The organism is Leuconostoc lactis (assembly GCF_007954625.1).
Lineage (GTDB): Bacteria > Bacillota > Bacilli > Lactobacillales > Lactobacillaceae > Leuconostoc > Leuconostoc lactis_A.
Genome location: NZ_CP042420.1, coordinates 1,274,329 through 1,300,929, shown reverse-complemented (window position 1 = coordinate 1,300,929; position 26,601 = coordinate 1,274,329). Strand labels below are relative to the sequence as shown.

The window sequence follows — 26,601 nt, the reverse complement described above, 5'->3', positions numbered from 1 at the left end:
ACGGCCTAGTCTTCTTCTGCTAAGTTCACTAAAATTTTCGCCTGTGACTTATCCGTTGTCAATGACTCAAAACCATCGGTGACAATGTTATCCAATGCAATCATATCGGTAATCACTGGCGCCACATCGATTAGCCCTTGGCTCACCAAATCAACGGTTTGCTGGAAAGTCTCTTTAGAATAAGCAATCGTTGTCGTCAGCTTAACACCAGCATTCATTAACTGCATTGGATCAAAACTAATTGGTTTAGCAAAGATTGACACAATCACCATGGTACCGCGTGGGCGCGTGGCAGCAATCGCTTGTTCAAATGTTGGTTGCACCCCAGCCACTTCAAACGTCACGTCGGCACCGCCAGGGATAATGGCTTTAATGGCGGCAATTATATCGTCCACTTCACTGGGATTCACCACATCAGTGGCACCCATTTCCAAAGCTTTTTCGAGTCGAACCGCTGACAAATCAACAGCCACAATTTTAGTCGCACCTGCTGCCTTAGCCGCTGCGGCAACCAACACACCAATTGGCCCAGCACCAAAGATCACCACTTTTTCACCAAAGCGCAAGCCACCTTCTTTAACGGCTTGTACGGCTACGGCAGTTGGTTCAATCGTCGCAGCTAAGGTAAGCGGAAAGTCCTGTGGTAAATGGTATAAATTCGCTTCGGGTACATTCACATGGGTAGTAAAGCCCCCATCCGTACTCAAACCAATAAAACTATACCCATCATACACATCGACATCATCTGCTACTTCACCCTTAGTGACAGTGGGATTAACTGACACATGATCTCCAACTTTAAAGTCGGTCACGTCAGCGCCAACCTGTTCAACCACCCCAGAAAATTCATGTCCCATGGTTAGCGGTGCTTGACCGCCTGTCAAACCATCCGGTTGTTCAACTGGAATAAAGACAGGTCCTTCCAGATATTCATGTAAATCACTGCCACAAATACCCGCATAGGCAACACGAACCACCACTTCATTTGCCTTTAACGGTTTTAACGTCACGTCCTCAACACGTACATCCTTTACACCATGCCATACAGCTGCTTTCATGTTCCTGCTCCTTTGCTTGCGTTAACTTATGTTCAGCATCTTTGGCCCCATTATAGCACTTACTGAAAGCGATAACACAAATTTAATATTGCGATTCATACAATACTTATTGGCCAACAAAAAAAGCCGTGACCTCACGGTCGCGACTTTTTCAAGTTTAAAATTATGACACAAACTTATCAGCAAATGTAACAAATTGTTGGGCTGCATCAGCCAAAAAGGCTTTTGTGTCCGCATTTGTAATTTGACCTGATTCATCAGCAAGTGTGCCGACGTTACCGATGTAAAGTTCTGGTTGTTGCATGGTTGGCATGTCTAAGAAAACCAATGTTTGACGCAACACGTGGTGTGCTAATACACCAGCAATCCCAGAAACTGATTGTGAAGCGACCAAAGCTGGCTTACCAGCCCAAACATTTTGACCCCAAGGACGTGATGCCACGTCCAATGCGTTTTTCAAAGCTGCTGGAATGCTACGGTTGTGTTCTGGTGTCACAAAAATGAAGGCATCTTGTGCCAAAACGTCATTTCGGAAACGTGTGTAAGCTTCTGGTGAAGCCGCATCGAAATCTTGGTTATATAATGGCAAATCTGCAATATTAAGGTATGTTACCTCTGCATCAGCTGGCAAGCCAGCAACAAGTGCATCCGCAACACCCTTTGAATATGAATTTTCCCGAATTGAACCAACAATAACACCATACTTTGTCATATGAATTCTCCTATCTTCTTACTAAATATAAGTATAAAGGAAAAATCAATAATTGCAAGTTTTGTGGCTAAACGTGGATGTCCGCAGCGACGTTTTAATGTAAGAAACGAATTAAGATGCCGCCAAGAATCAAGACAATGGCGCCACCCATTCGGTTGCCCATCTGGGCAAAAGCAATCATCTCCATGCGATTAGCGGCTGACAAAACGGCAACATTTCCAGTACCACCCATACTATTATCAGCCATCCCCGCTGCAATTGCCGCTTCAACAGGGTACAAACCAAATAACTGACCGATTAACGCACTCGCCAATCCCATCACCACCACACTGGTCAAAACTAACAACACAAACTGCCAAGTCAGTGAGTGGGCTAACACGTTCAAATCAATCAAGGCTAACCCAATACCAGCAAGCACAGCATGAGTTAAATTCCCCATCACGACTTGATTAAACATCACGACTGAATCCTCTAGTGGCTTTGGTACCCAATTGAACGCTTTAAAAATAATCACCAAAATGATGACAAAAGCATAGGTGTGCACTTTCGGCACAAAATCATTTAAGATAGTGCCGACCAAGAAAAATGAGAACGCAAGCATCATTCCAACACCAATCCGCGTCGTATCAAGTTTGGTTACGGGTTGTGATTTTTCAGCTGCCGAAATCGGAATTAAAACGCCATGCCCATCATATTTGGTATTGGCACCGACTTTGGCAATCAAAGCTGCCCCAATGACTGCCATGACATTGCCTAACGTTACGGCCGGAATCAATTCAGAAAACATTGCCCCAGCATTTGTCCCCAAGCCTTGGGCATAAATATGTGAGAGTGGGACGGCACCTGCGCCAATTCCCCCAGCCATCATCGGCATAGACACAAACATCACTGCATGGCCAAATCCAACACCAAGCAACCATCCAACTACCCCAACAGCAAAGAAGCCAAGTACCATTGCTGCCAGCGAAACTGGAATAAAACGTACAGCTGCCTTTAACAATAAATTGCGATTCATGCCTAGGATTGAGCCGACAATTAACGCGGCAATATAAAAATCAAGTAACCCGTTCGCATTCATAAAAGTTTTGGTTGCCATTACCACATCAGCTGGTATCCAACCCAATGCCGCTAACGCTGCAGCCGCAAAAATGGTAAAGACCGACCCACCACCCAAGTAAGATTTAACGATCGGTAAGCGATTGCCAATATAGTAGAAAAAGTGACCCAGCAAGACTAACATCAACGTTAATCCTAACATATTAAGTGGCAACTTATGCAGCGCAATGGTCAACGCTAAAATGACCATCATGGTGAGGTAAAGCGGTAAATTAACCCCACTAACCTTTGTTGCCCGTATTTTTTGCATCATAATTTTTATTATCTATCCCGCTTAATATTCTGCAGACCACTTTGCATCTTTGACAACCTGTTTTGCATCAACAATTGGCTCACGGTTCAAACCTTGATCCAAGACACTTTGAGCGGTCACCTCAGCGATTTTTTGTGAAAACGCCGTCAAATGAGAAACCGGTGGTAATACTGCAGCACCTGCTTCTTCCGAATCAACTAAGCCACCAAGCGCGTGAATTGCCGCCGAAATAGTTTCTTGCGTTAACAATTTTGCCGTTGATGCAATCAACCCAAATCCTAAACCAGGATAAATCAAAGCATTATTACCTTGTCCGATTTTGTAAGTCACACCCTTATAATCAACATCGGCAGCTGGAATCCCCGTCGCAATCAAGGCCTGACCATCAGTCCATTGAATGATATCTTCAGCAGTTGCTTCGGCCAGTTTGGTTGGGTTTGACAATGGGAAAATAATTGGACGTGGTGTATGTGCAGCCATTTCCTTCACAATTTCTTCGGTAAAAGTACCTGGTTGTGTTGACGTCCCAATCAAAACTGTTGGATGAATCGTTTTCACAACATCCGCCAAGTTCGTCAACGTATCAGCATTGGCAAATTCAGCCCGTGAACGGGTAAATGGCTTTTGGGCGGCTGTTAAGTCTGGTGTATCTTCAAATAACAACCCTTGCTTATCGACCAAGTAGAAGTGTTGGCGGGCTTCGTCAGCAGTCAAGCCAGCACGCTGCAATTCCGTGAATATTTGATTAACTATTCCCATACCAGCTGTCCCAGCACCAAAGGTAACGAAGGTTTGATCAATAAGTTTTTCCTTAGAAATATTCAAAGCCCCGAAGATACCGGCCAAAACGATCATCCCTGTCCCTTGAATATCATCGTTAAAGGTTGCGATTTCATCTTTGTATTTATCTAAGATAACTTGGGCGTTTCCCCGACCAAAATCTTCCCAATGCAACAACGATTCAGGGAATAAGGTTTGTTCTGCTGCCACAAATTGATCAATGAATGCCAGATAGTCATCGCCAGCGATACGTGGATGCCGGTTACCCAAGTAACGTGGATTATCCAGCAAAGCTTGATTATTGGTGCCTGCATCAATACTAATTGCCAAAACACTAGCTGGGTCAATGCCGGCTGCTGCGGTATAAACCATCAATTTACCAACCGCGATATCAACCCCGTTGACACCCCAATCACCCATGCCAAGAATGCCTTCAGCATCAGTCACGACAACCAACTTAATATCACGGCCAGCTGCTGCATTTAGCAAGGATTGCTTAATGTCTTCTGGTCGATCAACTGACAAAAAGGCAGCATTTTGTGGATTAGTAAAAATGTCATTATATTGTTCAATTGCATCAGCCACGACTGGATCATAGACAATTGGCATAAATTCAGCGACATGTTGGTCCATCAAATGATAAAACAGCGTGACATTTTCATTAAATAAGTTCATCAAGAAAATACGCTTTTCCAGTGGCGCATCTTTTGATTGAAATTGTTGATAAGCTTGCGCGGCCTGCTCATCGATTGTCTGCACTTGACTTGGCAAAGTCCCAATAAGACCAAGCGTGCGACGTTCTTCTTGTGTAAAACCGGTCCCTTTGTTCAGAAATGGATTACGCAGTACGTCATATCCTGTGGTTGTCATGTTTAAATCCTCCAAATGTTTGTTTATCATTTAACAACTGCCTTGACTATACAGGTCGCCATCGTTTATAGTCAAACAAGCACGTCGTCATAAATAAAATTTATGACGTTAATCAAAACATTGATATTTAGGGGTTTAAACATGCAAATTAACGATTTAAAATATTATGATGCGTTATATCATGAAAAAAGTTTTACAAAAGTGGCTAAAAAATTCAAAGTAAGTCAGCCATCCATTAGCAGTGCCATCAAACGGCTTGAGACATACTTTCAAGCCAAGCTAGTGATTCGCGGACACGCGACCGCAGATCTTAAATTTACGCCAGCCGGCGAACAACTCTACCAACATGCGGCCTCTATTTTAAATGAACTCGATAGCGCACACCAAGAAATTACCCATTTGCAATCACGCACGACAACAATTGGACTGCCCCCGATTCTCAAACATGCTTATTTTGCCAAAATCGTGTTAGCCACCAAGGCCTTTGATCGCCAATATAATATTGACCATATGCATATTTATGAAGCTGGCTCTAACGGATTAACCCAATCGTTGATTAATGGCGATATTGATTTAGCCTTACTTGGTTCTTTAGGTCAAGCCACTAATGACAAACTCCAAGTTTTTCCATTTGCCACAGCCCCGTTCTATATCTATATGGCCAAAACGAATCCGTTAGCCCAACAGCAAGCCGGTATTTATTTTAAAGATTTAAAAAACCAACTATTTGTCTCATTTGATGCGAGTTTTATTCACGTCCAAGCAATGAAGCAACTAGCCAAAAACGCTGACATTCGCCCCAAGACATTCCTAAAAACCAATGATGTTTCCTTTCTCATGAGCTTAGTAGCCGAAAACATCGGGGTCGCCCTACTAACCAATATCGTAACCCCAACCGATCCAAATATTGTAGCCATACCCTTACTTGATGACAATCAACCTACTTTTAGTGCTAATGTGGCCTTTCGTAAAAATCATAATTTAACGACTGAGGAAACTTTACTCATCCGAATTTTATCCCAACAAACCTAAGCCAAATCCCATCGTGATTAACAACCCTTAGCCCTGAAAAATCAGGTATAATGAGTGAATATCGAACTCTAGAAAGCAAAAAAATGATCACAGTAGTCAAAAGAATTTATACCGATAAAACGTTTTTGGTCACGTTGGGCTTAGCCATCGTTGCCCTTATTTTCGGCCAAGTGTCGCCGAAAGATATTGATAGTCATACCATTTTGGCCCTGCTATCACTGCTGGTCATCGTGACGATTTACGGCCAATTACATGTCCTGACCTACATTGCCAACACAATTGTGGTAAAATGTCGTACAACCCGAGATATCATTGGGGTGATGCTCCTCTTTTCATTTATTGGTTCAATGTTTTTTACCAATGATGTGGCCATTTTGACGCTCGTGCCCATCTTTTTTAAGATCAGTAAACAAATTAATATTGGCAAAATTGTCCCGATTAGTTTATTAACCATCTATGCGAACCTCGGTAGTGCTTTGACGCCGTTTGGTAACCCACAAAATCTTTATCTCGTCTCTTATTATCACCTCAGCTTACCGCATTTTATGACTTTATCACTACCAATTGGTGTGATTGGTTTTCTAAGCTTAGGTATCGTGACCCTATTTTTCCCAGCCCAACCGATCCCAGCCATGACAACAACAGCACAGCCCATCGACCGCCAAAAAGTCCGTTGGCTCTTGCTCGCTACTGTACTGGTTTTGCTCGGTATCTTATCAATCTTACCCATTTGGATTGCCGTTGGTGTCAGTTTATTAGCCGCTGCTCTGTTGGATCGCCAAGTTCTCGTCAAAGTGGACTACGGTATTTTATTAATGTTCATCAATTTTTTCATCATTGTCGGTGCCATTAGTCGCTTACCAGCCATTCACCACCTCTTGTCATTCACAACAGACACAACACTCAAAACATTTTTTGCCGGCGTCATCAGTAGCCAAGTGATTAGTAACGTGCCCGCTGCGGTATTGCTCTCTAAATTCACCACACACGTGACCGGTTTGTATCTGGGCGTCACCGTTGGTGGTTTAGGAACGCTCATTGCCTCATTGGCAAATTTACTCGCCTTACGTCAATATCAACTATTTGACCACGAGCGCTCGAGTTATCGTTTTTTCAAAACGTTTACTTGGCTCAACGTCGTCTATTTAGTTATTTTTATGGTCATTGGCAGCTTAATTTGTCTCTGGCTTACCTAAAAAAGCAACCAAATCGTATTTGGTTGCTTTTTTGTTAAGCGGTTTGTGACTTTTTTAACCACATATATTGACCATAAAATGAATTAATTAACATCATGATTTGCAAAGCGAGCATCGACGTTGCCCCAGCAGATGGGTCTGCTTGCAAGGCTCTTGTCCAGATAATCACGTTAATAACGTCTAATACAATCCAAGCGATCCACTGCGAGCGATACCCATAGGTCATCAAGACTTGCCCAATGATGCCAAGCGGTAAAAGTGTCGCATCAAGGTAAATTTGGGCACCATGCAGCGAGTGACTAATACCTAAAACAATCCCATAAATCACAAAGGTCATGATCAGATACAATACGGCATTTTTAGCTGATAGTTTTTTGGCTTGTACCGTATTGTCGCGCCCTTTATTTTTATGCCAAACTGAGATACCGACAAACTGCATCACAAAATAAAAAGATTGCGACGCAATATCACCGATCAGATGATTATTTAAAGCAACAATTAACCACACCGCACAACCAAGAACCCCCCAGCTGTAATTTGTTAAGCGGCCCTGATCCACTAAAATCAGATTCATGACCGTCGCGATACCAGTTATCAAGCTGATCCAACCAATAAAACCAAAGTTTTGACCTAAAATAAACGCGACAACAGTTGCGCTTAGCATTAACCCCATCATGATGCGTGAGGTTTTGGTTAATGCTGTCAGATCACGTATATTCTCGCGTAAACTGAAGGTGTACCGGAGTTGTTTTGGCAACGCCTGGAGACCAAATTTAATGTTGGTCCAACCGGTGGCAGCCGAGTTTGTTAAGGTATTCATTGACATGTTAAGTTCTCCTATTGTTTTTGAGTAGCCGTGTCGGGAAGCAACGCTACATTGTGTCGGGGCAAGTATTCTCGGTTATTTGCCGGTCTATGGGATAGGCATTATCATCCGCTAAACTCCTTCTAGTTATTTGTGATATATCACACATTATTGCTTGCCTTATTATAGCGCATCAGCCTCACTAATAAAAGTTAAATTGAATTTTATTATAATAGCCGCATCACACCACAAAAAAACCAATCATTCAACATGATTGGTTGCTCGTTTATTTTAAAATATTGTGAACGGTGGTTTGTAGTGCTGGCACAACGTCCTGTGAAAACCACGGATTCTTTTTCAGCCAAATATTATTCCGTGGTGACGGATGGACAATCGGGAAATAGCGCGGCAAATAATGCGCATAATTTTTCACCGTTGCTGTGATGGTATCCTTTGGTGATAAGTCGAGATAGTACCGTTGCGCATAAGCGCCAATTAAAATCATCAGTTCAACATCAGGCATTTGCGCCAAAAGACGTGGATGCCATTTCTCAGCTATCCCGGCACGTGGTGGCTTATCCCCCGACTTGCCCTTGCCCGGGAAATAAAAATCCATCGGAATAACACCAAACAAACCAGAATCATAAAAGGTCTCTTCATCAACCCCCAACCACGCACGCAAGCGGTCCCCAGAGGCATCATGCCACATAATCCCACTATCTTGCACTTTTCGGCTCGGTGCTTGGCCAATAATGACAATTTTGGCCGTTGCTGGTGCCGAAAAAATGGGTTGCCAACCCTTTTGGGTGAAAACCGCATTTTCCGGATCCGCCATAATTTCTTCTAAAATTGACATACTACTTGTTATCCCCCCTAGAAATAAGTTCAGTATAACATCAATTTTTGACCATGTCACATCTCGATTTTAATGCCCCAGCGTCCAGCCCCCATCAATCGGCAAAACCGCGCCATTAATGTAGTCAGCCTGTGGACTGGTTAAATATAACGTCAAATCAGCGACTTCTTGCGCAGTGGCCCAACGACGGGCGGGCGTTTGGGCCGCAACTTGTTTGGCCATCGCTCCCTCACCAGCAAAATCAGCCGCGTTCATCGGCGTCGCAATCGCTCCTGGGGCAATGGCATTGGCATGCAACCCTTGCGGTGCATAATCAAAGGCGAGCTGCTTGGTATAACCAATAATGGCGTGCTTACTCGTGGTATAAGCGGCCCCGCCGCCACCAGCCGAAAAGCCTGCAATCGAGGCCATATTAATGATATGGCCATAGCCACGCGCCAGTATCGCCGGTAATACGGCATTACTTAAAATAAACATTGGCGTTAAATTCGTGTCGAGTACGCGCTGCCATTCTGCCAAATTAGTGGCCAACGACGGCTGATAGTCATCGAGCACACCAGCCGTGTTGAGTAAAATATCAAAATCAACGCGATTGGTCAGGTCAGTCGCTAGCGCGGTTAAGGCATCATGGTCACGTAAATCAATTTGATAAGTCTGTAAACGCGGATGCACCAGCGAAATAGGTTGAAAATCCAACGCATAGACGTTTGCTCCCGCGGCCAAATAAGTCTCAAGTTGCGAAAAACCGATGCCTGAAGCGGCACCGGTTACTAAAATATGCTTGTTTTGATAATCTTGTTCAATCATTATTTGCTCAAATCCACAATCTTACTTAACGCGTAAATCACGACACCACCAATAATCAGTGAGGCCAATTCACCTGGTACTAAACTTACATAATACGCCAACCATTGCGCCATCAGACCACCTTTAGCTCCTGAAGGAAAGGCACCGCTAGCGCCAATATTAAAGGCAAAGGTAAATTCGGCTGCTAAAATCGCCATACCCAGCGTTGATACGACAACTGTACTGATAATAATTTTGATTAACGCGCTAGTGACACGCCGTGCCAAAAGATACGTTACACCCGTCATAATCACTGTCCCTAATGTCCCAAATACCCAGTCAATCCAACCAAGCGGTGACACTAAGTTTGCAATAAAGACCCCAATACCTAATGCCACCACATAGCGCTTGTTCCAAGCGGCCAAATGATTGAGCCCTTCTGAAGCGCGTAATTGGACTGGCCCAAAAGCCACGGGTTGAATCACGAACGTAATCGCTGCGTAAATCGCAGCTACTACGGCAATTAGCGTGATGTTATGTGCCTGACGGCCGTTAGTTGTTGTTAAATTTTTTTGCATGATGGCAATCTCCTAGTTTTTTTAAGCGGGATGGTTGATGAACCGCTAATAACCAGCATAACATAGGGCTCAAAAAAAAGCCACGCAACGCGTGGCTTTTAAGATTAGATATTGCCGTCATCCATAAAGTCCTTCAATTGCTTTGAACGACTTGGGTGGCGCAACTTACGCAAAGCTTTTGCTTCGATTTGACGAATTCGTTCACGGGTAACCCCAAAGACACGACCAACTTCTTCAAGTGTACGTGTGCGACCGTCTTCCAAACCAAAACGCAAACGCAAGACGTTTTCTTCACGATCCGTTAACGTTTCCAAAACTGATTCTAATTGGTCACGCAACATTTCATAGGCAGCTGAGTCAGCTGGTGAAATCGCTTCGTTATCTTCAATGAAGTCGCCCAAATGTGAATCATCCTCTTCACCGATTGGTGTTTCCAATGAAACGGGTTCTTGCGCAATCTTCAAGATTTCACGGACCTTATCTGGTGTCAAATCCATTTCAGCTCCAATTTCTTCAGGCAAAGGTTCACGACCCAAATCTTGCAACAATTGGCGTTGGATACGAATCAACTTATTAATGGTTTCGACCATGTGGACTGGAATACGGATAGTACGCGCTTGATCGGCAATCGCACGTGTAATGGCTTGACGAATCCACCAAGTGGCATAAGTTGAGAACTTAAAGCCCTTCGTGTAGTCAAACTTGTCAACCGCTTTCATCAAGCCCATGTTACCTTCTTGAATCAAATCCAAGAATTGCATCCCACGACCAACGTAACGCTTGGCAATTGAGACAACCAAACGCAAGTTAGCTTCCGCTAATTCTTGCTTGGCTTCCACATCACCTGCTTCAATACGCTTGGCAATGTTAATTTCTTCATCACCCTTTAGCAAGTTCACGCGGCCGATTTCTTTCAAATACATCCGCACGGGATCATTGATTTTAATACCGGCTGGTGTATCTTCCGCTTGATCAAGTTCTTCTTTTGAAGGCTTGTTTTGCTTAGCTTGCAAGACTTCTGGTGCTGGTTCACCCTTTTCATCCACGATGGCCACACCAGCATCTTCAACTTTTTCCATCAAACGTTCAATATTTTCACCATCTAAATGGAACGGTTCTGCCAAACGTTCTGACAAAGTGGCATATGTCACTTCTTTGGCTGGCTTATATTCAGCAATCAACGCTTTAACGGCTTTGTCATATTCTGGGCTCTTAATAATCCCTGACTTTTTAGCCGCTTTTGGCTTTGATGCACGACCGGCAGCAGCAGCTTCTTCTGGTGTTTTACCTTGAGCCAAAGCGAGTAACTCCGCTTTCTTGGCACGGCTATTATATGAAATGTTTTGTGAATCAAGATAATCTTTGATATCTGAGATTTTGCTTGAAGATAAATTAGTTGCCATGTCTTACTTCTCCTAATATACGGGTTAATCGTTATCACCGGATCTTTGGCCTAAGCCACTTACCCTGAATGTTGTTTCTTAAGATTGATCAATTCTGTCATCAGTTGCAACAATTTGGTGTCATCATGTTGTTGCTTAGCGACGTTGATCAATTGTTGTAATTCTTGCACGCGTGCTTCAATCGGCGCCTCTTCCATAATGATTTGCAAATAATCACGAATCGCCTCATGCTCGATGGTGAGATCACCATAAGCCCGATCAATGGCCATAATCTTTTGATTTAAAGCTGGTTTCTGGATAAAATCCATAAACTGGGCTAAATCAAATGGTTCTGGATGTTGTCCTTGATAAATGGCCGCCAGCATCATCAATAATTGATAATCTGGATGCACAAACGCAAACCCCGTGGTCGCTTTGACTTGGGCCAATACCTGTGGTGACTTAATCATGGCCATGAGCAAGGCGCGTTCCGCCTGCTCAACTTTAGTTAAGCGTTGGCCAACCCGCGGCTCGCTATCAGCTGGTGCTGCGGGCGGTGGTACCATTTGATCCGTGTAGGCTTTGGGCGCACGTTTTGAATAACTTTTCGTAGCAGCCGGTCTAGCCCGATTTTGAGCCAACGTTTGTTGCAATTGTGCCTGCAACGCTTGTTTTGAGGTGCCAAACTCATTGGCGATTTTGGTCAGTTGTAAATCTTGTTCAACTGGCGTGGCTTGTTGCAAGGTTTGCATCACCTCTTGCAAAAAAGCCAGATACTGCACTTGGTTACTGAGATTTTTCCCAGTCCGAGCAGCGTTGACCAAGAATTCAACCGGTGTTTGAATATTTTGTTCCAAGGCTTGTTGCAAGGCAGCGGTGCCACGCTGAATCCGCAGGTCATCCGGATCCAATTGATCTGGCAAATGCACGACCCCAATTTCAACTTGTTGCGCATGCGTGCGAATTAAATCAATCGCACGTTTAGCTGCTTTTTGACCCGCTTCATCCCCATCGTAAACGAGTAAAATACGTTGGGCAACCCGTGCCAATTGCTGAACATGTTCTGGGGTTAAAGCCGTTCCCATCGTGGCAACACCCATGGTTTTGCCCGCCATGTCTGCCGAAATGACATCCATAAAGCCTTCAAAAATCAGGGCTGTATTGGTTTGCCGCATCTGATTTTTGGTACGGTCAAAATTATAAAGAATTTTGCCTTTTGTGAAAAATGGACTTTCCGGGCTGTTCATATATTTGATGGTGTTATCTGACGCAAGGGCACGCCCAGAAAAACCAACCACTTGGCCACGTGCCGTCTTGATGGGCCACACAATCCGTCCCGCAAAACGATCACGCATCACCCCTTGATCGTTTGTAATAAATAATTCCGATGCTTGTAGGATATCTGGTGCAATGTTTTGATCTTTGGCGTACTGCAATAACACATTGTCGTCCGGCACAAAGCCAATCCCAAATTGCTTGATGACCATATCAGATAACTGCCGCTTATCGTGTAAATAAGCTAAGGCTGTTTCACCTGAGGTGGTATTTAATAAAATATGCTGATACAACCGCTGTGCCGCTGAATGCAAATCATAAATGGCTTGCGTGCGACTGTCAATGGGATGAGCGGCTTGCGCTGTCAATTGTTGATCAACCGGCATATCCGCTTTTTCAGCCAAAGATAGGACCGCTTCAGGATAACTCAGCCCTTCTTTTTCCATGATAAAAGAAAAGACGGAGCCTGAACGACCACAAGAGAAACAGTTAAAGACTTGCTTATTTTCTTCAACGAAGAGTGATGGATGGCGATCATCATGGAAAGGACACGATCCGTTCCATTGGCGTCCGCGTTTAACCAGTTGTGTATATTCCCCGATCACATCAACAATATTCACTTTTTTACGCACTTCATCAATGAAGGCATCTGGGATTCGACTTGCCATGGCCGCCTTTCAATAATAAAAGTCGCAGACCACAGTCTGCGACACGAATGAACTGTACAAAAAATTATACGTTTTTACGCGCAACTTGTCAAGTCATTTGTTTCGGTGCAATCGTTGATATGACGGCATTTTTATTTTTACGTTACCAGATTATGTAAACCAAAAAGAACGTGAGCCCGTTAGTGCCAAACCAAAAATTGATAACCTTTTAACTTTTTTCTGGTTTAGATGTCCTATATTGTGTTTTCAAGCAGTAATGACTAGACTTTTTTCACTTTATTTTGAGGTATCTTGGCATTTTCTCATGTTCGCTCTCTGGTCAATACGGAAAATAAGCCACGACATCGACAATAAAATCCATCCTCTGATACATTAGAGTGAAATAAGTTTTTTATTAGTTAAACACTTCGATTCGTTAATATTTCATTACTTTTCTAGTTGTGATACTATTTAATCAAGGATCTTGATATGTTAGAAAAAAGTTCAACCACATTTTTTGCGACTGTTGTGTCACAAAATCATGATTTATATACCGTTGCTAAACATCATGCGTTGGACAACGACGTTTTGTTAGCAAAAATTTCTGGCCAGTTCGCTTACAATATTAGCACGTCGTTATCATATCCTGTTGTGGGCGACATTGTGGCAATAACACATTCACCTTTTGATAAAATAGCGATTATTCATCGCGTTTGTCCACGCAAAAGTTTACTGTCACGCGTCACTTCTGGCAGCAGTCATACTGTTCAGCCGATTGCGGCCAATATCGACATTGTTTTTGTCACCACCTCACTTGATCAAAATTTCAATTTAAGTCGCATCGAACGTTACCTATCTGTCGCTTGGGAAAGCGGTGCCCAACCGGCCATCATTTTGACAAAAGCTGATTTAGTTGTTGATTTAGAAAACAAAATGGCAGCCCTTAAACAAATTGCCAAATCGTTACCTATCTTCGTGACAGACAGTCATGAGTTTGCTTCATTAAAACATTTTTTATTGGCTCAACCACAAACTGTTGTGTTTATTGGCTCATCTGGCGTCGGAAAATCAACGTTGATCAACAATCTTCTTGGCTATGAAGCCATGCAGACGAAACAAGTTCGCATGCGTGACCATAAAGGTAAACATGCCACTACCCATAGACAATTATTTCGATTAGAAAATGGTAGTCAGATCATCGATACACCAGGTATGCGAGAATTACAAATTGATGTTGGCAATACCGAGGAAACTTTTGAAGATATTGCGCTTTTGGCTCAAAACTGTCGCTATAAAAATTGCCAACATCATGGTGAACCGGATTGCGCCATTTTTTCAGCAATAGCAAGCGGTCGCTTATCTCAAAAACGCTTCGACAATTATCAAAAAATATTACGAGAAAATAAGTACACGCAAATGTCAGCATCAGAAATTGCTGAAGATAAGTTCAATCGCTATTTTGGCAGCAAATCTGAAGCAAAGCGCGTCAGAAATCTTAAAAAAAATCGCCAAAAAGGCTATGGCCGGTTTTGAATTTATAGTGACTGCAATCATGGTGACGTTAAACCATGATTGCAAAGCCAAATCCTACACCATAACAGGCATTATCACCACAGATGCGCACAAAAAAGGTCAGATACACAAGTATCTGACCTTTTTCGCTCACCGCTATTTAACACATCGCGAGTTGCGCTTAAAAACTATATTTATTACCAGTAGCTGCTGCAACAACTTGTGACGTTAGGCCTTCGGCTTCAAGGAATTCACGGAATGGCACAAGATCTTGTGCTTCATACCGTTCTTTATAAGCCGTAATGACATCTTCGCTATACAACTTTGGATCAAGCTTTAACGTTTCAACTGGGATTGGTCGATCCTTCGTGATTTTTGCATCAATCACAACCACGCGACCTTGGTTGTAGTAGTCAACGGCTTCTTTCACAACCCGATCAACATCTTCAATGCGGCGCACAGTTAAACCAACTGCCCCTTGAGCTTCCGCAATCTTAGCATAATCAACGTCGGTAAAGTCCACGCCGAAGTTATACGTATTCGTATCTTCATACTTATTTTTAATGAAGCCATATTCCGTATTGGTAAACACGACGTTAATTACTGGTAAGTTATAACGCACGTTAGTCACCACGTCTGGGTATGTCATTGAGAAAGCACCATCACCCATTAAGTTCCAGACTTGTCGGTCAGGATAAGTGTTTTTAGCCCCAATCCCACCTGGCAACCCAATGCCCATTGTGGCAAATAATGGTGACGTCCGCCACATATTCTTAGGCGTCATATGCAAGTGACGTACTGACATTTGCGTCACATTACCAACATCAGTTGAGAAAATCGCATCTTCGTCGGCATACTTATTAATCGCCTGATAGACTTGATAAGCTTGTAAATCGCCTTCAGTTTTTTGTTCCAAGCGGTTCAGATATTGACGCCAGTTTTGCACATTTTTAACGTTAGCTTGCCACCATGGCGAATCAGAAACTGCAGTCACCTTATCCAAAATTGCCGTAATGGCCTCACCAGCATCACCTAAGATCGCCACATCATTGCGGTGACGCTTACCTAACATGGCAGGGTTGCTGTCAATTTGGATGAACTTCTTAACATTGCGGAAAGTCCCTTCAACTTCAGAGAATGGGAAGTTTGTCCCCGCAAACAAGACCGTATCAGCTTCCAAAACAGCTTCGTTGGCTGGTTTCCAACCAACACGGAACGTTGAGCCCGTAAAGCCTTCAAAATCCCACTCAAATGTTTCAAAGTTCTTCCCTGTCGTAATAATCGGTGCTTTAAGCTTACGGGATAATTCTTGGACGGCTGGGCCATGTCCCATTGTCCCAATTCCAGCATAGATGATTGGTCGCTTTGCTTGGTTCAACAGTTCTACCGCCGCATCAATATCGGCTTCGTCCACTGGGGCTGAACGGTATTCTTTATAAGTCAAACCTGATGAATAAAGCGGTGAAGAGTAAAGTGCGTCAGCATCAATTTCCGTAAAGCCAAAATCAGCTGGGACTTCTAACACAGCAACACCACGTTTTGCAATTGCCGTTCGGATCGCATCATCAACCAAATGCGGTAATTGTTCAGCAGTGGCAACACGACGGTTATAAACAGCAATGCTTTCGTACATTGGGTTTTGGTTTAATTCCTGAAATGAATCCATGTTCAATTCACGAACTGGCTTTGAGCCCAAGATGGCTAACACTGGAATATTATCCATCGCGGCATCATAAAGCCCGTTAATTAAATGTGTTGCACCGGGACCACCAGATCCTACCGTCACACCCAACTCACCACCGAATTTCCATTGCATAACAGCAGCCATTGCGCCAACTTCTTCGTGTTTCACCTGAAGAAACTTGATGTCATTATCAGGATGCCCCATTGCATTCATCAAACCACTTAAAGTACCAGATGGAATCCCATACATTGTGTCGACACCCCAACCTGACATTACCTTTAATGCCGCAAGACCTGCTGAAATTTTGTTACCTGCCATGTTACTACTCTCCTTCAAATATGATCGCTTTTTGTAAGCGCTTTCATTTCACTTACTTAGTATAGGTTATGGTCACTATAATAGCAAGCCCCAAACTCATTACCTTCGTGATATCTCATACGATAAAATCAACGTTGCACGCGATTTCATGAAATTTTTATCACAAAATTACAGTGCCATTATTGTTATGTAAATTTTTTCACGACACGTCATCTGCACTTTAAGTGCATCAGCGACTTTCATGACGACACATCAAGGTCATCTTTCAAACTCACCTCATCACATAATACAGAGCCACAAAAAAACGGTGAGCCATCACTGGTCACCGTTTTTGGCTGTCAATCGTGTGCTGTTATTTGCGTCAAACCAGCACAGCCCAATCTTAATTTACTTTTGATCCGCTGTTTGTGCCTCATCTTTTGGCGTTGTGCCATCAGCTAAGGTTTTATCCGTAGGCTTCTCCCAAGAGACAAAATCACAATCTGGATAGCGTGAGCAGCCATAGAATGTCCGTTGTTTTTTCGTTTTGCGTTCAACCACTTGACCTTTATGACACTTTGGACATGTCAAACCAATTTCTTTAATAATAGTTTGTGTATGCCGGCAATCAGGAAAACGTGCACAAGCAAAGAATTTACCATATCGGCCCATTTTAACAATCATCGGTGACCCGCAAACCTCACAGTCCATCCCAGCCAGTTCATCATGCATAATGACCTTTTCCAAGGTGGCGGCAGCGTTATCGACTTCTTTTGAAAACGGCTTAAAGAACGCATCAATGACGGGTACCCACTGCTTATCACCCGTTTCAACTTCATCTAACTCATGCTCAATGCGGGCGGTAAACTGTGTATCCGTAACATCGGGGAAATTATCCACGACAATTTTTTGTACGATTTCCCCTAATTCTGTTGGCACAAACTTACGCGCATCAATTCTGACATAATTCCGGCGTTGAATAGTATCTAGCGTTGGCGCATAAGTTGATGGCCGCCCAACGCCGTTTTCTTCTAACGCTTTGATCAGCGCTGCTTCTGAATACCGTGCTGGTGGTAAGGTGAAATGCTGTTCCGGATTAATGTTGGCTAACCGAATCTGATCACCAACCGCTAATTCCGGTAGCGCATTATCTTTTTCTTTTGCGGCTGGATACGCCTTAGTAAACCCTTGAAATTTAGTTTTAGACCCATTGGCCCGGAACGTCACGCCGTTTTGCTTAATCGTAACAGCCATCGTGTCTAAGATTTCAGGCGTCATTTGGCTGGCCACAAACCGTGACCAGATCAAACTATACAACTTAAACTGATCAGGGGTTAATTTATCTTTGATACTTGCGGGTGTTCGCATGACATCCGTTGGTCGGATCGCTTCATGCGCATCTTGCGCACCTTCTGGTAAATCACCTTTTAACGGCTGGTGGCGTGAATATTCCGGCCCCCAAGTCTCATGAATATATTGTGCCGCCGCGTTGCGTGCCACAGTTGAGATACGCGTTGAATCCGTACGCATATAAGTAATCAAACCGACTTGACCAATGCCACGCCCTAAGTTAATCCCTTCATACAATTGTTGGGCGGTCATCATTGTTTTTCGCGTCCGGAAATTAAGCTGCGTATTAGCTGTTTGTTGCATCGTTGACGTGGTAAACGGTAGCTGCGGGTTGCGCTTCCGTTCTTTGGCTTCTACAGTAACAACCTCAAAATCTGCTTCACGGTCAAAACGTTGCATGACTTCTTGCACATGCGCCTGATCCGGCAATTTTGTTTTTTGATCATCTACGCCATAAAACGTGGCTTTGAATTTAGTTCGTGATTTTTTAAATTCGGAATCTAATGTCCAGTATTCTTCTGGTTCAAAGGCTTGAATTTCTTGTTCGCGGGCAATGATTAATCCCAGCGCGACAGACTGTACCCGTCCAGCTGACAAACCACGCTTAACCGTTTTCCAAAGAATTGGCGAAATAGAATAACCCACTAAGCGATCAAGGATACGTCGCGCTTGTTGCGCATCAACGAGGTCTTGATTAATTGTTCGTGGTGTTTTAAACGCATTTTTGACCGTATCTTTGGTAATTTCATTAAACACAACGCGATTAGGTTGGTCTTGATCCAAATCAAGCAGATGTTGTAAGTGCCAGGCAATGGCTTCTCCTTCACGATCCGGATCGCTTGCCAAATAAACTTTTTTAGCTGCTTTTGCTTCCTTACGCAGTCCCTTGATCACATCCCCTTTACCACGAATCGTGATATACTTCGGATCGTAATCATTGTCGACATCAACACCTAAAGTGGATTTCGGCAAATCACGCACATGCCCAAGACTGGCAATAACTTTATACGTACTCCCCAAGTATTTTTCAATTGTTTTAGCCTTTGATGGACTTTCCACAATCACTAAATTTTTCTTGGCTTTAGTCGTCGTCTTGCGCTTTGCCGGCTTTTTGGTTGCCGCTTTTTTTGTTGTTTTTGTCGCTTTTTTTACTGTATCTACCATTTGATATGCCTACCAATCACTTCTTATTATATAGCATATCAGATTGTATCTAGATTTTGGACACTTTCGAGAATATCGGTTGGTTTTGCGACTAATTTTGCGCCCAATTGAATCAATTCATGGGTACCTTGTGCTGTTGCTGAAAAAATTGTCCCCGGTACTGCTAGGACATCACGATTTTCCTGTAAGGCAAAATTAGCCGTGATTAAGCTGCCTGAATGTTGTTTCGCTTCAACAACCAATGTCGCTGATGACAGCCCAGCAATGATACGATTGCGTGCAGGAAAATGTGATTTTTGTGGTCCAGTGCCAGGTGGGTATTCGCTTAAGACCAATCCTTGTTCGCCAATTTGGGTTTGCAAGTGGTGATGCGCTTTGGGATAAGCCACGTCGATACCCGTGCCAATGACGGCAATCGGTACACCACGTTGTGCCAACGTCATTTGATGTGCCATCACATCAATACCTTTTGCTAAACCCGACACAATCACGACATCAGGTAGTAGCGACCGCAACACGGCTAGACCATACGGCGTAGCGGTTCGCGTCCCCACAACGGATAGACTGGGTAACCTTAAAGCTGCTAGATGACCCTGGTAAAACAAGACCAGTGGGGCATCATAAATTTCTCGTAGACGACCAGGATAACACGCATCAAAATACGTCATATAAGATGTGGGCCACTGTTGCACCCGTTCAACCGCACTACTATACGTCCGCCGAATCAAATGATGACTGCGTTGATCACCAAAAGACAAAATGAGATCCAGCGGCCAAGGGTATATGGTCGGCACTTGCACCGCTGTAACGGCTGTGATCACGGCACGTGCTGCTTTAACCCCCATACCAGCTGTCAAATGGATGGCAAGTAACTGTTGATTTAAGTTCATGTTCAACTCCTTAAATCATCATACGTTTTCGGTCACTCATGCTCAAAAAAACGACCTGTTGCCAGATCGTTTTTAGCCTGTGACAATCTCACTCAAATATTCCCAGCGCAACATTTTTTCTTCCAATGTGGCTTCGAGTTGATCTTGTTCTTTTTGTAATTCGCCTAATTTCACATAATCCGTGCCAAATTTAGCCATTTCATCAGGAATAGCTTGGAGACGCGTTTCCAATTCGGTAATATCGTCTTCAATCGTTTCCCATTCCTTCTTTTCGTGATAAGTGAGTTTCTTTTTAGCTGGCGCAGCTGGTGTTGTTGGCTTTGGTTGGACCACTTTCGCAGCTTGGGCCGTCTTTTCTGCGGCTTGTTGGGCCAAGTATTGACTAAACAAACCATCATACCGCGTCACCACGCCATCACCTTGAAACATATACAGTTGGTTCGCCACTTTATCAAGGAAATACCGATCGTGTGATACCGTAATCACGGCACCCGCAAAATCATTCAGGAAATCTTCCAAAACCGTCAATGTACTAATATCTAAATCATTTGTTGGTTCGTCGAGTAACAACACATTGGGTTGTTGGAGCAATAGTTTCAAGAGATACAGACGGCGTTTTTCCCCACCTGACAATTTGCGAATCAATGTGCCATGCATAAACGGTGGAAATAGGAATTGTTCCAGCAGTTCTGACACACTAACTTGATTGCCATTTTTATCCGTGACCGAACTGGCCACATCAGATAGATAGGCAATCACCCGCTTATCCTCAGGAATCGTTTCCGTTACTTGTGTATAATACGCCATCTTAACGGTCTCGCCCAACTCGATTACACCGCTTGTTAATGGTACTTGTCCGGCAATGGCATTCAAAAAGGTGGTTTTTCCTGCGCCGTTTTCACCGGTAATTCCGATTCGATCACCCGCAGCAACACGCAAATTAAAATCATCCAGAATTTGTTTGTTACCAAACTGTAACTTGGCATGCTCAATGACGATGACTTTTTTCCCCAGTCGTTGTTGTCCTAGATTCACGGCAACATCGTCATCTACCTTCAACGTCCCCATTTGTGATTCTAATTCAGCAAAGGCATTTTCACGGGCTGTTTGCTTCGTTGTGCGTGCTCGTGCTGATTTACGCATCCAAGCCAATTCTTGCTTATAGAGCTGTTGTTGCTTGTGTTCGGCAATTCTTGACTGGGCAATCCGCTCAGACTTGCCTGCCATATAATCCTGATAATTCCCTTTATATTCGTATAAATCACCAAATGATAATTCGAAAATACGCGATGCCACAGCATCTAAGAAATACCGATCATGGGTCACAACCAAGACAGCACCTTTATAATTGGCCAAAAACTTTTCCAACCAAGCAATTGAATCAAAGTCAAGATGGTTGGTCGGCTCATCCAGAATCAACAAGTCTGGGGCTTCAATTAACACTTGTGCCAACCCCACACGCTTGCGCTGACCACCGGAAAGTTCGCTCACTTTTCGGTGTAAATCTGGCATGTGCAATTGCGTCAAAATCGACTTAATATGCGCTTCAGTCGTCCAAGCGTCATCACGATCCATCGCATTTTGGGCCGCCTCAAATTGTTGAGCCGCCTTCTCATCAGTCGGATGTTCACCAAAATGTTGCAACGCATATTCGTATTGCCGAATCGTTTGAAAAATTGGTTGATCACCAGACAAAATTGCATCCATCACGCGGGCATCTGGATCCAAGTTCGGATTCTGTGTCAAATACCCAATGGTGTAGTCATTTTGTGTGATGATTTGGCCGGCATCAGCTGGATTGACGCCAGCAATGGCATTCAAAAGCGAGGTTTTCCCCGACCCATTGACACCAATTAAGCCAATCCGATCACCTTCTGTGATTAAAAAAGAGATATCGTTAAATAACACTTTTTCGCCGTAAGTACTTTTTAAGTTTTCTACTCTAAATTGTTTCATACTTCTATTATACCCAACCTTTGACCTTTTTATCGGCTTATTTTTTTGATATACTTGGACTAACATTTTGCGAACTTGACGAATTTGAGGAGACGAAACATGCAATTAACTGCCGCCATTCAAAATTTTAATTTTGACCACATTTTGCTGAATGCAGCTGGGGTGATGTGCCAGACAAAAGCAGAACTTGATACAGTTCTGGCTTCCAATTACACTGGTGCTGTGGTGACAAAGTCGGCAACACCAGCCTTGCGTGAAGGTAACCCCACGCCACGTTACTACGAAATGGCACAAAATCTTGGCACGATTAATTCAATGGGCTTGCCCAATGCTGGGTTTGACTACTACATGGATTACGTCTCGCAAAAGCAAACCGATAAACCTATTTTCTTCTCAATTGCTGGTCTTTCCAAGCAAGATAATTTAGACATGCTGCGTCAACTGGAAGCTTCAGATTTTAACGGCTTGATTGAATTGAATCTCTCATGCCCAAATGTCCCAGGCAAGCCCCAAACAGCTTACGACTTTGAAGCAACCGAAGCTATTTTAACCGAAGCATTTGCCTTCTTCACTAAGCCTTTGGGCGTTAAATTACCCCCATATTTTGATATTGTACATTTTGACATGATTGCCGCTATCTTAAACAAGTTCCCACTCGCGTTTGTCAACACGATTAACTCAATTGGTAATGGTTTGGTCATTGATCCTGAAACTGATACTGTTGTGATTAAGCCAAAAGCCGGCTTTGGTGGTTTGGGTGGCACAATTGTGAAAGCCACGGCCTTAGCTAATGTTCGGGCTTTGCGTGATCGCTTGCGTAACGATATCAAAATTATTGGTACTGGTGGTGTCACAACTGGCCGTGATGTTTACGACCATGTGTTATGTGGGGCCGATTTGGTTGAAGTCGGCTCACAATTGGCAGTTGAAGGTATTGGTGTCTTTGAACGACTTGAAACAGAATTAGCCGCTATTTTAGCAGAGAAAGGCTTCACTTCACTGGATCAAGTCCGCGGTCAACTCAAAACAATCGCTTAATAAAAAGCAATCCGCATGGATTGCTTTTTTTAGTGCTTAACTATCAAAATAACGCTGTCCGTCCACCGTGACCTGATGTTGAATCGTCGTCTGGAAAACAGCGGATAATAGCGCATCATTCAACATCTCCGTTGGCGTACCGGCAATAACAGTCTGTTCATGCATTATCCAGACCCAATCTGCCACCCGTTGCGCATAGTTCAAATCATGCACAATCATGATCACGCTTGTCTGTGTTGTCACAAGTAACTGCGTCAACCGTTTTTGATAGCGTAAATCTAAAGCTGCCAGTGGTTCGTCTAGAAGTAAAATTGGTGCCTGTTGGACCAGCATAAATGCTAACCAAACGCGCTGTTGTTGACCGCCAGACAGTGTCCGCATGGCAGTTTTCAGTAAAGGTGCGAGATCAAACGCCGCAACCACATCAAGACGTGTAGGTTGGGTCGCACGTTGCTGGCCAAGTGCTAGCACCGCTTGTACCGAAATATCGTCGTAAATGTCATTTTTTTGCGGTAAATAAGCCGCTTCCGGTAATCGACGGGCTAATTCAGCTAGTAACGTTGATTTCCCAACCCCATTTTGACCAAGCATCACGGTTATGCCTTGATCAGGCCAGCATACCGTCTGTTCGTGCAATAGATCACGTGGCAAGGTTAAGTCGTTAATTTTCATATTGTCGCCACCATAAAACCATAAAAAATGGGGCTGTTAGTAACATCAGCATTGCCCCCGTTGGTAATTCAATCGGATAGCGGCTACTATGGGCCAGCATATCACTCAAACTCAAGACCAATGTACCGAACAACGCAGTTGGTAACAAGCGTTGTTGCGCACTGCCACCAAACCAAAAACGCACTAATTGCGCTACGATTAGCCCCACAAAAAAAATTGTCCCTAATACAGCACTCACCGCACCAATATAACCTGCTGCGACAAGCTGCCAGGGCCAACTTAATCGCGATTCAGGATAGCCCAAGCGTGCAATATGGCCCTGCGACAAAGCAAATAATGCTAATTGTGCCGGTCGCAATTGTATGAAGATTAGCCCCATCAAACCAATCACGGTTAACAACCAAGTGTCGGTCACGGTCACGTTGGCCAGTGACTTCCCCAGCAAACCTTGTTGGTTAGTCAGTAAACTGGTGCCAGCATTGAAAAACAACGCCAACGCGAGTCCACCCAGTGGCAACAATAGAGGTTGGCGGCCCATTTTTAAGACACTGCGGCGCAATACAACTAACCACCCCATCGCCAGCATGGCCCCAATGGCCACGCGATAGGTCAGCGCGGGCGCCCAGATTACCGTCAATAACGCTAGGCCTAACTCACTGCCACTCGCCAAGCCCAGCATACTGGCATCAATATAGTGATGTCGTAAAGTTGTTTGGAAAATCAAGGCACTAACTGCTAGCATTGCTCCACCTATTAAAGCGAACAGAACGCGGGGCAAGCGCAATTGCCAAAAAATATCCCAACTCGGCCATTGATTTCCTAACGGAAAGCCCAATGTTATCACCACCACTAACACAATACCCAAATACAAGATCAGCATCCCCCATCGTCTCATTGCGCCACCGCCAGCCATTGTTGAATATCGCGATAGGCCGTCACGACTTGTAAGTTTGCCGTCATCCCAAAATCAGGGGCCGAGACATCATGAATTTGACCTGATTGCGTCGCCTTTAAATGCGCATAAGGCGCTTGCTGAAATATTTGATCAAAACTCTGCTTGACCTGGGTTGGCATCGCATGAGCCAGTCGTATCACAACAGCGGGATTTTCTTGGGCAATCGCTTGTGGATTTGGTGTGGTCAAAGACTGATTCACATCACCGCCAACGACTTCACCGCCGGCACGTTTAACCAAATCACCGAGATAACTGTGCGCATTTGCCACCAAGAAGCCACCGCCAGGCATCCCCACCAAAATTAAAACCTTCACTGGTTTTTTGAGCGTTTTTGGTGGCAACTTAAGCGTTCTCAATAACTTCTGGGCTGACGCAACTTGATGATAAGTCATGCCAAGTTGCAAAATATTGCGCGTCAACTGCTGATAAGTTGTGAAATCAAGTGCCGTCATTTTAATCTGACTGGCCTTTAGTTTGGTGGCATAATCCGCCGTTAAAGCCGCATCAACATACACCACGCTGGGGTGAACACGGAGAATTTGTTCAAAATTGACACTCACATGGTTGCCGACTTTTGGCAACTGCGCATAACGCGGTGGTAGCGGTTCTTGACTGGTTGGCACAGCGGCTAGCGGTACCCCCAACCGATCAAAAATCGCCACTTGTGCCATCGTTGTCGCAACCGGTCGTTTTGCTGGGTGCGCTTGCCGTTGTGTCACCGCATAGCCAGCACCACCGATTAGGAGCATTATCAAAATCACACCACTAACCAACACCTGTTTTTTAGCCATGTTAACTCACTTTCTGTCGTTTTTTGGTCCAAACGATATGCCCAACGACACCAAGCCCGCCCAACAAGACCCCTGCTAAGGCTGCCGGCCATAGCGGCGCTTGTTGATGACGTTGTGGCGTTGGTGTTGCCGCTTTGGTAACACTGGCAGCCTGCGAGGTTGCCAGTTGGGTTGACGACGACGCAGCCGCCGGCGTTGGTTGATCGGCTGCTGGTTGGACATTACTGCTACTGTTAGCTGACGGCACCACTTGCTGCGACGCTGCGGTGGCCGATGTGCTGGATTGGTTATCGGCTTGACTAGCAGCTGACGCTGGTACTGATTGTTGCGCCTGCCCAGTGGTAGTAGTTGCTGATTGTGTTACCGCTGGCAAATTTTTGGCATCAAACTGCAAATTAAAATCATAAGTATGGTGATAATTTAAACTCGCAACGTCAACTTTCATCGTGCCACTTAACAGCGTATTGGGATTTTTGACCAGAAAGCTAAATGTATAATAGTCGGTATTACCTTGTGTGCTCTGAGTGACCGTTGGTTTTTGTTGATTAATCGTCAAAATAGTCACTGGAAACCGACCTAACTCGTGCTGTGTTGCAATGACAAGTTGCGCCCGATACTGGTCGCCAGCTGGCACTAAGTCACCCGGCGTCACAAAATAAGCACTGGCATACGACACGTCATGCGTTCCGTACTTCAAGACCTGATAAGGTATCGCTTGAGCCTGCACACGGGTCATGTCAGCAGTCCCAACAATGGCGCCAACTAGACACCCAAAAACAATTTTTTTAAACACACCAACCTCCACCAAACGTTATTTCTCACTGTTGCCGCCTTTATCACGGCAACCCCTAAAAAGGCAATAGACCCATTATATCGTTTTGACAAGTCAAAAAGTTTTATAATGTGATAAATTTATCAAATGATAAGACGTGTGACCCATTGGCAC

General features: G+C 44.1%; 22 protein-coding genes and 1 riboswitch. Of the genes, 4 read left to right on the top strand and 18 right to left on the bottom strand.

Going from position 1 to position 26,601, the window contains the following annotated elements; all coding sequences use genetic code 11:
• Nucleotides 1-5: 5 nt before the first annotated feature.
• The 4 genes from FGL80_RS06435 to FGL80_RS06420 all read right to left on the bottom strand — a co-directional run bounded on the left by FGL80_RS06435 (nucleotide 6) and on the right by FGL80_RS06420 (nucleotide 4,789).
• Nucleotides 6-1,058, bottom strand: a complete 1,053-nt coding sequence (locus FGL80_RS06435; protein WP_055307957.1) for a 2,3-butanediol dehydrogenase — start codon at nucleotides 1,056-1,058, stop codon at nucleotides 6-8.
• Nucleotides 1,059-1,221: 163 nt separating this feature from the next.
• A complete protein-coding gene (locus FGL80_RS06430) occupies nucleotides 1,222-1,770 on the bottom strand; it encodes an NADPH-dependent FMN reductase (RefSeq protein WP_010001558.1) in 549 nt (182 codons plus the stop codon).
• A 94-nt stretch (nucleotides 1,771-1,864) separates the two neighbouring features.
• On the bottom strand, nucleotides 1,865-3,136 hold the full coding sequence (locus FGL80_RS06425; protein WP_055308119.1) for a 2-hydroxycarboxylate transporter family protein: 1,272 nt from the start codon (nucleotides 3,134-3,136) through the stop codon (nucleotides 1,865-1,867).
• Nucleotides 3,137-3,160: 24 nt separating this feature from the next.
• Complete coding sequence (locus FGL80_RS06420) at nucleotides 3,161-4,789, bottom strand: malolactic enzyme (RefSeq protein WP_055307958.1); 1,629 nt, start codon at nucleotides 4,787-4,789, stop codon at nucleotides 3,161-3,163.
• Nucleotides 4,790-4,930: 141 nt separating this feature from the next.
• On the opposite strand from FGL80_RS06420, the gene FGL80_RS06415 reads away from it, so the two are divergent.
• Together FGL80_RS06415 and FGL80_RS06410 are read left to right on the top strand one after the other, a co-directional pair.
• A complete protein-coding gene (locus FGL80_RS06415) occupies nucleotides 4,931-5,821 on the top strand; it encodes a LysR family transcriptional regulator (RefSeq protein ID WP_055307959.1) in 891 nt (296 codons plus the stop codon).
• 83 nt (nucleotides 5,822-5,904) lie between these two features.
• Nucleotides 5,905-7,017 (top strand): SLC13 family permease, encoded by a 1,113-nt coding sequence (locus FGL80_RS06410; protein WP_055307960.1) that lies wholly within the window; start codon nucleotides 5,905-5,907, stop codon nucleotides 7,015-7,017.
• Nucleotides 7,018-7,051: 34 nt separating this feature from the next.
• Here the strand turns inward: FGL80_RS06410 and pnuC are convergent, their stop codons facing one another.
• From pnuC to dnaG, 6 genes are all read right to left on the bottom strand, one after another.
• Complete coding sequence (pnuC, locus tag FGL80_RS06405) at nucleotides 7,052-7,837, bottom strand: nicotinamide riboside transporter PnuC (protein WP_055308120.1); 786 nt, start codon at nucleotides 7,835-7,837, stop codon at nucleotides 7,052-7,054.
• A gap of 271 nt (nucleotides 7,838-8,108) precedes the next feature.
• A complete protein-coding gene (locus FGL80_RS06400; RefSeq protein ID WP_055307961.1) occupies nucleotides 8,109-8,678 on the bottom strand; it encodes a uracil-DNA glycosylase family protein in 570 nt (189 codons plus the stop codon).
• 69 nt (nucleotides 8,679-8,747) lie between these two features.
• Complete coding sequence (locus FGL80_RS06395; protein ID WP_055307962.1) at nucleotides 8,748-9,485, bottom strand: 3-oxoacyl-ACP reductase; 738 nt, start codon at nucleotides 9,483-9,485, stop codon at nucleotides 8,748-8,750.
• Nucleotides 9,485-10,042: a QueT transporter family protein gene (locus FGL80_RS06390; RefSeq protein ID WP_010001569.1), complete on the bottom strand. Its 558-nt coding sequence runs from the start codon at nucleotides 10,040-10,042 to the stop codon at nucleotides 9,485-9,487. Before FGL80_RS06390 ends, FGL80_RS06395 begins: the two co-directional genes overlap by 1 nt.
• 6 nt (nucleotides 10,043-10,048) lie before the next feature.
• A riboswitch (PreQ1 riboswitch) is annotated at nucleotides 10,049-10,094 on the bottom strand.
• 52 nt (nucleotides 10,095-10,146) lie between these two features.
• Nucleotides 10,147-11,445, bottom strand: a complete 1,299-nt coding sequence (gene rpoD, locus FGL80_RS06385) for an RNA polymerase sigma factor RpoD (protein ID WP_010001570.1) — start codon at nucleotides 11,443-11,445, stop codon at nucleotides 10,147-10,149.
• A gap of 59 nt (nucleotides 11,446-11,504) precedes the next feature.
• The gene (gene dnaG / locus FGL80_RS06380) at nucleotides 11,505-13,367 is read right to left on the bottom strand and encodes a DNA primase (protein ID WP_055307963.1); all 1,863 of its coding nucleotides are present in this window, start codon (nucleotides 13,365-13,367) and stop codon (nucleotides 11,505-11,507) included.
• Between the two features lie 567 nt (nucleotides 13,368-13,934).
• Between dnaG and rsgA the strand changes: the two genes are divergently transcribed.
• Nucleotides 13,935-14,879 (top strand): ribosome small subunit-dependent GTPase A, encoded by a 945-nt coding sequence (gene rsgA / locus FGL80_RS06375; RefSeq protein WP_186737144.1) that lies wholly within the window; start codon nucleotides 13,935-13,937, stop codon nucleotides 14,877-14,879.
• Between the two features lie 160 nt (nucleotides 14,880-15,039).
• On the opposite strand, the gene spxB is transcribed toward rsgA, so the two are convergent.
• From spxB to FGL80_RS06355, 4 genes are all read right to left on the bottom strand, one after another.
• Nucleotides 15,040-16,860 carry a pyruvate oxidase gene (gene spxB / locus FGL80_RS06370; RefSeq protein WP_055307965.1) on the bottom strand — a complete coding sequence of 607 codons (1,821 nt, stop codon included), beginning with the start codon at nucleotides 16,858-16,860 and terminating at the stop codon, nucleotides 15,040-15,042.
• 387 nt (nucleotides 16,861-17,247) lie between these two features.
• The gene (topA, locus tag FGL80_RS06365; protein ID WP_055307966.1) at nucleotides 17,248-19,353 is read right to left on the bottom strand and encodes a type I DNA topoisomerase; all 2,106 of its coding nucleotides are present in this window, start codon (nucleotides 19,351-19,353) and stop codon (nucleotides 17,248-17,250) included.
• A gap of 38 nt (nucleotides 19,354-19,391) precedes the next feature.
• On the bottom strand, nucleotides 19,392-20,243 hold the full coding sequence (gene dprA, locus FGL80_RS06360) for a DNA-processing protein DprA (protein WP_055307967.1): 852 nt from the start codon (nucleotides 20,241-20,243) through the stop codon (nucleotides 19,392-19,394).
• Nucleotides 20,244-20,315: 72 nt separating this feature from the next.
• Entirely contained in the window at nucleotides 20,316-22,199 is a 1,884-nt protein-coding gene (locus FGL80_RS06355) for an ABC-F family ATP-binding cassette domain-containing protein (RefSeq protein WP_147001865.1), read from the bottom strand.
• A 99-nt stretch (nucleotides 22,200-22,298) separates the two neighbouring features.
• Between FGL80_RS06355 and FGL80_RS06350 the strand changes: the two genes are divergently transcribed.
• A complete protein-coding gene (locus FGL80_RS06350; protein WP_055307969.1) occupies nucleotides 22,299-23,237 on the top strand; it encodes a dihydroorotate oxidase in 939 nt (312 codons plus the stop codon).
• Nucleotides 23,238-23,273: 36 nt separating this feature from the next.
• Here the strand turns inward: FGL80_RS06350 and FGL80_RS06345 are convergent, their stop codons facing one another.
• Genes FGL80_RS06345 through FGL80_RS06330 form a run of 4 tightly spaced genes read right to left on the bottom strand, consistent with a single transcriptional unit; the run spans nucleotide 23,274 to nucleotide 26,448 of the window.
• Nucleotides 23,274-23,909: an ABC transporter ATP-binding protein gene (locus FGL80_RS06345; RefSeq protein WP_055307970.1), complete on the bottom strand. Its 636-nt coding sequence runs from the start codon at nucleotides 23,907-23,909 to the stop codon at nucleotides 23,274-23,276.
• Complete coding sequence (locus FGL80_RS06340; protein ID WP_172792720.1) at nucleotides 23,899-24,804, bottom strand: iron chelate uptake ABC transporter family permease subunit; 906 nt, start codon at nucleotides 24,802-24,804, stop codon at nucleotides 23,899-23,901. Before FGL80_RS06340 ends, FGL80_RS06345 begins: the two co-directional genes overlap by 11 nt.
• Nucleotides 24,801-25,655, bottom strand: coding sequence for an ABC transporter substrate-binding protein (locus FGL80_RS06335; protein WP_055307972.1), 855 nt, complete (start codon nucleotides 25,653-25,655; stop codon nucleotides 24,801-24,803). Before FGL80_RS06335 ends, FGL80_RS06340 begins: the two co-directional genes overlap by 4 nt.
• Nucleotide 25,656: 1 nt before the next feature.
• Nucleotides 25,657-26,448 carry an NEAT domain-containing protein gene (locus FGL80_RS06330; RefSeq protein ID WP_147001864.1) on the bottom strand — a complete coding sequence of 264 codons (792 nt, stop codon included), beginning with the start codon at nucleotides 26,446-26,448 and terminating at the stop codon, nucleotides 25,657-25,659.
• Nucleotides 26,449-26,601 lie beyond the last annotated feature (153 nt).